Source organism: uncultured Methanobrevibacter sp. (assembly GCF_900316895.1).
GTDB lineage: Archaea > Methanobacteriota > Methanobacteria > Methanobacteriales > Methanobacteriaceae > Methanocatella.
Window position 1 is genome coordinate 1 of sequence record NZ_ONER01000090.1, and the last position, 8,865, is coordinate 8,865.

At 36.0% G+C, this 8,865-nt stretch carries 8 protein-coding genes and 3 pseudogenes; 8 read left to right on the plus strand and 3 right to left on the minus strand.

Going from position 1 to position 8,865, the window contains the following annotated elements:
• Positions 1-402: pseudogene (locus QZN27_RS08510) on the plus strand (peptidase); the annotation flags it as partial.
• A 27-nt stretch (positions 403-429) separates the two neighbouring features.
• Here the strand turns inward: QZN27_RS08510 and serA are convergent.
• Complete coding sequence (serA, locus tag QZN27_RS08515) at positions 430-2,004, minus strand: phosphoglycerate dehydrogenase (RefSeq protein WP_296786394.1); 1,575 nt, start codon at positions 2,002-2,004, stop codon at positions 430-432.
• 202 nt (positions 2,005-2,206) lie between these two features.
• On the opposite strand from serA, the gene QZN27_RS08520 reads away from it, so the two are divergent.
• Together QZN27_RS08520 and QZN27_RS08525 are read left to right on the plus strand one after the other, a co-directional pair.
• Positions 2,207-2,545: a heavy metal-binding domain-containing protein gene (locus QZN27_RS08520; protein ID WP_296786397.1), complete on the plus strand. Its 339-nt coding sequence runs from the start codon at positions 2,207-2,209 to the stop codon at positions 2,543-2,545.
• Positions 2,532-3,347, plus strand: coding sequence for a hypothetical protein (locus QZN27_RS08525; RefSeq protein ID WP_296786400.1), 816 nt, complete (start codon positions 2,532-2,534; stop codon positions 3,345-3,347). The genes QZN27_RS08520 and QZN27_RS08525 overlap by 14 nt, the downstream gene beginning before the upstream one ends.
• Here the strand turns inward: QZN27_RS08525 and QZN27_RS08530 are convergent.
• Positions 3,344-3,730, minus strand: coding sequence for a hypothetical protein (locus QZN27_RS08530; protein WP_296786407.1), 387 nt, complete (start codon positions 3,728-3,730; stop codon positions 3,344-3,346). The two genes, QZN27_RS08525 and QZN27_RS08530, sit on opposite strands and share 4 nt — an antisense overlap.
• Before the next feature lie 10 nt (positions 3,731-3,740).
• On the minus strand, positions 3,741-4,673 hold the full coding sequence (locus tag QZN27_RS08535; protein ID WP_296786411.1) for a transcriptional regulator: 933 nt from the start codon (positions 4,671-4,673) through the stop codon (positions 3,741-3,743).
• A 56-nt stretch (positions 4,674-4,729) separates the two neighbouring features.
• Here QZN27_RS08535 and QZN27_RS08540 point away from each other — a divergent pair, with 56 nt between their 5' ends.
• From QZN27_RS08540 to QZN27_RS08565, 5 genes and pseudogenes are all read left to right on the plus strand, one after another.
• On the plus strand, positions 4,730-5,998 hold the full coding sequence (locus QZN27_RS08540; RefSeq protein WP_296786413.1) for a tRNA(Ile)(2)-agmatinylcytidine synthase: 1,269 nt from the start codon (positions 4,730-4,732) through the stop codon (positions 5,996-5,998).
• Between the two features lie 207 nt (positions 5,999-6,205).
• Positions 6,206-7,102 (plus strand): DUF3100 domain-containing protein, encoded by an 897-nt coding sequence (locus tag QZN27_RS08545; RefSeq protein WP_296786416.1) that lies wholly within the window; start codon positions 6,206-6,208, stop codon positions 7,100-7,102.
• Complete coding sequence (locus tag QZN27_RS08550) at positions 7,095-7,583, plus strand: hypothetical protein (protein ID WP_296786418.1); 489 nt, start codon at positions 7,095-7,097, stop codon at positions 7,581-7,583. Before QZN27_RS08545 ends, QZN27_RS08550 begins: the two co-directional genes overlap by 8 nt.
• Before the next feature lie 141 nt (positions 7,584-7,724).
• A pseudogene (locus tag QZN27_RS09950) lies at positions 7,725-8,607 on the plus strand (DUF3100 domain-containing protein).
• Positions 8,600-8,865 (plus strand): annotated as a pseudogene (locus QZN27_RS08565) (hypothetical protein); the annotation flags it as partial. The pseudogenes QZN27_RS09950 and QZN27_RS08565, both read left to right, overlap by 8 nt.

An 8,865-nucleotide genomic window follows, 5' to 3' on the forward strand; every position in this document is an offset into this window, starting at 1 on the left:
GATTTAAGGACATTTTCAAGAAACGGATACTTTCACATGATTGTATGCCTGCCTTATTCTCTTGAAACCTTCAAATCATATGACCGCTACGGTCAGCCAATGGATTACACATTGGGGGACTATGCGGATTTCAGAAAAAACAATTCTGATGAGTTTTTCGATGAAAGTGATGTTGTAACAGATAGTGATGAGTTTAAACCGGGATTTTTCGATGAGGATGATGACGAATTCTTTAAAACTCTTGATGAAGAGCGAAAAGACTATTATGATGAGTCTGAAATGAAAAATAGGTTTGAAAGAAAACCTCAAGTGGAGATTATATCCAATACTCAATTGCCTAAGCAGGTTATCAGAATTGAGTTAAATCCGGATGGCAGTATTAAAAAAATAGATAAAAAATAAAAAACAATTATGGTGAAAAATTGTTTTTTATAATTCTAATCCAATAGCTTCGTAGACATTGTCTAAAGCTTGGATTTCTTTGATTACTTCTTTTGGAATTTCTTTATCTAAAGTTAGAACCATGATGGCTCTTCCGCCTTTTTCATCTCTTCCAACTTGCATGATTCCAATGTTAACATTATGTTCGCCTAATTTTGTACCGATTTTACCAATGCTTCCAGGAACATCTTCATATTTGGCGATGAACATGTGTCCTTCAGGAATAACATCTACCCAGTAACCATTAACTTTTAGGATTCTTGCATCGTGTAAGTGAGTACCTTCTGCTGAGAATGTGTCTGTTTCACTTTTAGCGATGACTTTAATTAATGATTCATATCCTTTAGCATTGTCTTTTCTTCCTTCGGTAATGCTTATGCCTCTTTCTTTAGCAACAAGAGAAGCGTTGACAGCATTTACAGGGGAGCTTAAGAATGGGTTTACAGCACCTTGGATAACGGTTCTTGATAAAATTTCAAGGTTGTCGATTTCAGCCAATTCTCCGCTGTAGATGATTTCAATTTCTTTGATTTTGCCGTTTACGGCCTGTGAGATGAAACTACCTAATTTTTCACATAATTCCATGTATGGGGCTAACTCTTGGTAAGTGTTATTGTCAATACGTGGCATGTTTAATACGTTTTTAGGGTTGTTTCCTTTAACTAATTCAATGATTTCATCAGCTACAATGATTGCAGCATCCCTTTGTGCCTCTTTGGTTGAAGCGGCAATGTGTGGGGTTAAAACAATATTGTCCAATTCGAATAATTTTGAATCTTCTGCAGGTGGTTCATCTTCATATACGTCTAATGCGGCACCACCGATTTTGTTGTTTGCTAATGCATCGTATAATGCTTCTTCGTCAATGATTCCACCACGAGCGCAGTTAACGATGTAAGCGCCATCCTTCATGATTTCAAACTGTTCAGTTGAAATGGAGTGTTCGGTTTCAGGAGTTAATGGAACGTGGATTGTAATGAAATCTGCATTTTTAAGCACGGTGTCCAAATCAGTTAATTCAACGCCCATCTGTTTTGCAACTTCTTCAGGCAAGTATGGATCATATGCCATTGCATCCATTCCGAATGCTTTGCATCTGTTGACCACTTGGGAACCGATTCTTCCCATACCGATTACACCGAGAGTCTTGTTTCTGAGTTCAACTCCCATGAATTTTTTCTTTTCCCATTTGCCTTCTTTAACGGATTTGTCTGCAATAGATATTTTACGGGCCATGCTTAAGATTAAACCCATTGTGTGTTCTGCTACAGTTACGGAAGTTGATTCAGGAGAGTTTACAACCATGACACCTTTTTCAGTTGCAGCATCAAGGTCAATGTTGTCCACTCCAACACCTGCTCTTGCAATGATTTGCAGATTGTCCGCTTTTTTAATAATGTCTGCAGTTAATTTTGTTCGACTTCTTACAATAATTCCATTGTATTCGTGGATGGTATCAGCTAATTCTTCAGGAGTAATTTCAGTATCTACAACAACGTCAGCTACTTCCTTTAAATTTTCGATACCTTTTTCATTAATAGCATCAGCAATAAGTACTTTCATATTTTCACCATAATTAACCAATATTTAATCATAAATATTACTTAAATTTATATTTTTTATTATATTTAAAATATATTATATAAGCAATATTTTTAGAAAATATTTTGTTCAGTCGGATAAAATTAATATTATTTCATTTTTCACATTCTTTTTTAGGAAAATATTTTATATACCAATTTTATAATTAAATATTGGTGATATTATGGTAAGCGTAGAAGAATTTCCAATTTCAACTGCAAATGATATTCCAGGATTTAAAATTGTAGAAACAAAAGGTTTCATATATGGTTTAACCGTCAGAAGTAGAGGTGCCGGTGGTCAAATCGGTGCTGGAATCAAATCTATTTTCGGTGGTGAAATCAAACAATATGTTACAATGATGGAAGAGTCCAGAGAAGAAGCATTGCACAGAGCAATTGAACATGCAAAGGATTTGGGCGCAAACGGTATTGTAGCAATCAGATTCGACTCAAATGAGATATCCGATGTAATGCAAGAAATCTTGGTATATGGAACAGCTGTAGTTGTTGAAAAAGAATAGTGATATAATGTTTTTTGAGGATTTGGAATATAAAGGAAAAGCAATTCCACAAACTATTTTGGGATATGGTCCATTTATGGCCGAACTTTACTATGGTCACAGATCAAGGCTTTATCTGGATGATTTATATAACAATCCTCAAAATGCTGCTGAAGTAATTGTAGAATCATATAATCAGGGTGTAAGGGCAATTAACCTTGTAAATGATTCTAATTTACTTGAAGCGTATGACATTGCAGCTTCTGAAGGCTGTAAGATGAAGGTAATCGCAACAATCGGTAAAAGTGATGTTGATTACCTTAATCCCAACTATGAGGTTGCAAAGGAAGTCGATTGGGATGAGGATATTGAGCTTTTCAGTTCCTATGACTGTCCGCTGATGCTTGTTGATGAGTTCATAACCGACGGATATGACTGGAGGCTGACTTCAAAGATTCTAAATAGAATAAATGATGCAGGTTCCCTTTCAGGTCTTGTTACTGCATTTCCATCAAAAACTTCAGATTTGCTTCCGGATAATCTGGATATGGATCTTTTTGATTTTTACATGATTCCATATAACAGCTTATCTTACATGATGGATATCAGTGCATTCAATGCTTCCCAAAGACAGGGATTCATTGACAAAATAAAAAAATTAGATAAAAAAATAATAGCTACCAGAATTCTGGCAGCAGGAGTTTTAAAACCGAAGGAGGCATTTACATTCTTTAAAAATGCTGATTTTGTAGATGCAATCTGTATGGGTGTTGCCAAGGTTGAAGAAGCTCGTGAAGACTTTGAATTATTGAATGAATATTAAAGTTTGACAACTTCATATTCTTCAAATGGAATGTATCCATCATCTTCCAGTGACTGGTTTAAATCAGCCAATCCATTGATTAAATCTTTTATATTTTTGTTTGATGGCTTTTTGCCTGTAATCTGCAGGTATTGCCTAGGGGATATTTCACAGTATTCACATTCGAAATTGCAGCATCTGTCCTTTTCTTCACAGCCGTATCCTTCCTGCTCTTCATCGGTTCCAATTACGATATCGTCGAGTATTCTGGAAACCCTTTCGTCTGATGCGAACATTGCTATTTTTTGAGTTTTTCCACAGATTCCGATTGCTGTTTGACCTTTAAAGTTACAGACCCATTTAATAGGATAATTTTCCATCTCAGTTATATTTAAATTTTCCATGTTATTGCCTCTAGTTTTCTTTTCTCTCTTTAATCATTTTCAGTAATTCCTTTGAATTTTCAAATTCCTTTAACTCCCAAGATTTAATGACCGGAACGGCACCGATTGACTCCTTGATTTTGTCATTGTTGATAATGAAAACCGGTTCTGAGGTTGTAACCATCGATAAATCCTTGAGAGGTATTGCCATTCTTTTCAGAGTCTTTTCACTTCTGTTCTTTTCAACATTTGCCATTAAAGGTGAATGTTTGTTTGAGCTTTTCATTTTAGCCACTGCATCAAATGGACTTTTGCTTGTGGATATTACTCCATAACCCAGTTTTGATAAGTCATTAACGTCATCTGTAAATTTGATTTCATCTTTTTTAGGTTGCTGCAATAAATCGATGTCTAACGTCACTTTGGTGTTGAGGATTTCTTCAAGTATCATTGCGGTTTCGGTATTGGCCCTCACTATTCCGTTTTCATATTTGTACATTGTTGCACGTGATACGTGCGCAAGGCTTGCCAGGTCCTTCAGGGACATTGAATACTCTTCACGGTATTGCTTGATGACATTGCCGTCAATCTTAACGAAGTATCCTCCACGGTCAGCTAAAATTTCAGGAGATTCCCCGTATATGATCATGCTTTTCAATGTTTCAAAGGTGATTGTAGGGATTTCATATCTCTCATAAACCACTCCGTCCTCCAAAATACCGTTTCGTGATTTTTCACCAATGATTATTGGTGATGCAAGAAATATGTTTGCCAATTGCTTCATTTCGTGTGCATTTTGCTCATTGATACTGTCTATGTTTTGAAATGTTTTTAAAAGTAATATCTGCAGGTCTTTTCTTGCTACAATATCAAAAGAACCTTGATCATAAATGTCGGAGGTTTTGAAACCCTGTGAGGTCAATAATTTTTCAATATTGTGTAATAGCTGGCTTCTAGTTAACATAGTCAAATCCTCTCTTAAACTATATATTAATCTTAACATTAAATATATTTTAGTAGGTGATTTTGATTAGGTATTTATATATTGGAGTTGACGATACAGACTCTCCCGATGGAATGTGCACAACATATCTTGCAAGCCAGATTATCAATGAATTCAGGGATAATGGGATAAAATTGAGGGATTATCCAAGATTAATTAGGTTGAATCCTTTTGCCCGCCATAAGACACGTGGAAATGGAGGTGTTGCCTTAAAAATCTTGAATGATTCAAAGGCAGACTTGGCTAAAGAAATCGTTCTTGAGAAAGTTGAAAAGCTTTCCATGTTTGACTGTGACAATACCAATCCTGGGGTGGTCTTTTATGATGGTGAAATTACCCGTGAAATGGAGGATTATGCATTCAGGGCAATTTATGAGTTCATAACCATTGAAGAGGCTGAAGAGTTTGGTCGCTCTGTCGGCTGTGAAATCCATAAGTTTAAAAAAGGAAGGGGGATTATCGGATCCATTGCAGCCATCAGCTTGCCTTTGACCGATTGCACTTATGAATTGCTTGCATACCGGTCTTCACAAAATTATGGGACAAAAAGGCAAATTGACTATGAATCTGTTTATGAAATGGACAAGGAGACTTTTCCCGACACCTTTGAAAATATTGACTATTCAGAAAACTACATTGCAATCGAACCTAAAACACCATGTCCTGTTTTATATGGAATCCGGTCAAACGGCGTCGAGGCATTGAAAAAGGCAAAAAGCATTGTCAAAGTCGATGAGCCTATTGTTGACTGGTGCATTTTTAAGACAAACCAGCATACTGACATGCATATTCAGGAAGTTCAGGATATAGCTTCAATGAAACAGTTCGGATGTTATTGTGTGGAGGGTGAAGTCAAAAACAAGCCCACTATCATTGATGGGGGTCATATGTTTTTCTACATTACAGATGATTCCGGAGAAATCGAATGCGGTGCATATGAACCGACTAAGAATTTTAGAAAGATAGTTTCTCATTTGCGTCCGGGCGATAAGATTAAGGTTTACGGTGGAATTGGGGAGCAGAACACTTTTAATGTTGAAAAGTTTCAGGTCATAGAGTTGAATGATGTCGAATATAAAAATCCGATTTGCGAGTGCGGTAAACGGATGACATCAGCCGGTAAAAACAAGGGATTCAAATGCAAAAAATGTGGAAGAAAAATAGAGTCTTCAAAAAAAGTTCCTATTAAAATCAAACGTTTTTTAAAAAATGCTCAATTTTATGAAACACCAGTTTCTGCAAGGAGACACCTATCAAAACCACTTTGTCGTATGAATTTAGATTAATTTGGTTATTTTAGATTGGTTATAGAGCATTAAAACAGTTTATTGCCATTATTTTTAATTCACTTTTTGTGAAATAATTATTTATTTTTTTTAATTTTTATTCGTATTAGTGGAACTTTTGAGAACTAAATCATACTAATTTATATACTAGTTTTTTCGAAGTATAAAATAATTAACATTTTTTTATGCGGGTGGGAGAGGGTTATTATGACTGATGATAATAAAGACACGACAAACGTTCAACACATATATCGTAATAAGACTGATAAACGTATTTTAAAGAAAAATCCTTGGAGGGATTATCGTTTACATTTCACAGTGCTTGTTTTGGCAGTTATTGCCATGTTTATCGGTCCTATTGAAATTCAGCTTACTCAAGGTGTGACTGTTTCTATTATGCCCTTATTATACACCATGATTTTGGGATTGGCGTTTTATCTTGCAAAACCAATAACATGGATTGAAAGAAAGCAGTCCAGAGTTGCTGAAGGTGCTATGATGCTGTTTATAGGAATATTGATTGCAAAGCTTGCTGTTTCAAGTGGCCAGTCAATGGATTTGCTTTTTAAGATGGGTCCTGCATTGATGCTTCAGGAACTGGGGCACCTTGCGACAATTCTGATTGCGCTTCCGGTTGCATTGCTCCTGGGCTTTAAAAGAGAAGCAATAGGTATGACAAATTCCATTGGCCGTGAGCCTGAAGTTGCGGTAGTCATTGATAAGTATGGGTTCAATTCACCTGAATCCAGAGGAATATTTGCATTATTCATTGTGGGAACAATGATCGGAACTGTATTCATCAGCTTTTTTACAAGCATTTGCGTTTCCTCTTTGCCTTTGCATCCTTTTGCCTTTGCAATGGCAAGTGGAGTGGGAAGTGCAAGTATGAATGCTGCGGCATTAGGCCCAACTCTTGCGGCATTTCCGGGAATTGAAACTCAGATTGAAGCGTTTGCCGGTTTCAGTAACTTATTGTCATTCTCAATTGGTATTTATATTGTAATATTCTTAGCCCTTCCTTTGACTGAAAAATTATACTATATGTTGGAGCCTAAAATTGGACGTGAAGCTGTTGTAAAAGAGGAGGATGATAGCAATGCCTGATTTGATTGACGGATCTGAAAACGTTTCTGTACATGGTATTTTCAACTGGATATTCCTTTTAGCAATATTTTCCATAATCACAGCAATCGGCAATTATGTAGGTTATAAACATCCGATTCAGGATTCTTTAATAGGTATGGGGATTTTATCTTTGATCACTCTTTTGGGTGTTTGGATGGAAAGAAAGCTTCCATTAAACATTTCTTCCATCATTTATATTAGTGTGATGGGTATTGCTCTTGCATTTCCGACTATGCCCACATCCGAATTTGTTACATATTATGTTTCAAAGGTCGAGGTCATGGCTATTGTGACAGTATTCTTGGCATATGTGGGTATTGGAATGGGTAAAAGCTGGAATGAATTTAAAGCCCTCGGATGGCGTGCAATTATCATTACAATTCTTGTTATCGCATCCACATATCTCGGTTCGGCAATTGTTGCCCATATTATCTTAGTTATGACCGGTGTTCCGGCATAATTTCATTCCTTTTTTGTGAATATTATTACTTATTTTTATTCTTATTTGGTGAATTTTTTTCAATCAAATGTTATCAATTTAAATAATATGTTTTGAGAAAATATTAGTATAGTAATTTAAATTTGATAATTATATATCATATTGGGAGTTGTTACTATTCCAAATAAGGGCAATGATGGTCAGGTCGAACATATTTACAGGGAAAAAACGGATAAGCGTATCTTGAAGAAAAACCCCTGGAGAGATTTAAGATTACATGGAACAGTGCTTGTTTTAGTTATCATTGCCGAGTTAATAGGAACCATCAAAATCCCAATCACCAAAGATGTTGCAATCACCATAATGCCTTTAATATATACCATTATTTTAGGGCTTGCATTTTACCTAATAAAACCGATCAAATGGATTCACAGAAAGCAGGCACGTATTGCCGAGGGAGCAATGATGCTTTTCATTGGTGTTTTGATTGCAAAATTGGCTGTATCAAGTGGTCAATCTATCGGTTTGATTTTTAAAATGGGTCCTGCTTTGATATTGGGCAACTATTTTAGTACTTCCAATTGCATTGCTTTTAGGATTTAAAAAAGAAGCAATTGGTATGACAAATTCAATAGGAAGGGAACCGAACGTTGCAGTTGTTGTAGACAAATATGGATTCAACTCTCCTGAATCAAGAGGAGTATTTGCAATATTCATTATAGGTACCGTAATAGGTACAATATTCATAAGTTTCCTGGTAACATTTTCACTGTCATTCCTTCCGCTGCACCCATATGCTTTTGCAATGGCAAGTGGGGTGGGAAGTGCAAGTATGAACGCTGCGGCAATAGGTCCGACTCTTGCAGCATTTCCTGGATTGGAAACTCAGATTGAAGCGTTTGCAGGATTCAGTAATCTGTTGTCCTTCTGTGTTGGAATATATATTGTGATATTCGTGGCACTTCCGCTGACCGAAAAAATATATAATTGGTTGGAACCTAAAATTGGAAGGGAACCCCTAATACCTGAAAAGGAGGATGAATAAATTGCCTGATTTGATTGATGGATCTGAAAACGTATCCGTTCATGGTATCATGAATTGGATTATTCTGCTGGTTATATTTTCAATCATAACCGTCATAGGTAATTATTTGGGTTATCATCATCCTATGGAAGGATCTCTTGTAGGTATGGCAATACTGTCCCTTATTACACTTGTTGGAGTATGGTTGGAAAGGTATTTGCCTTTTAACGTTTCTTCAATTTTATATATCAGCGTAATAGGTATTATTTTGGCTTTCCC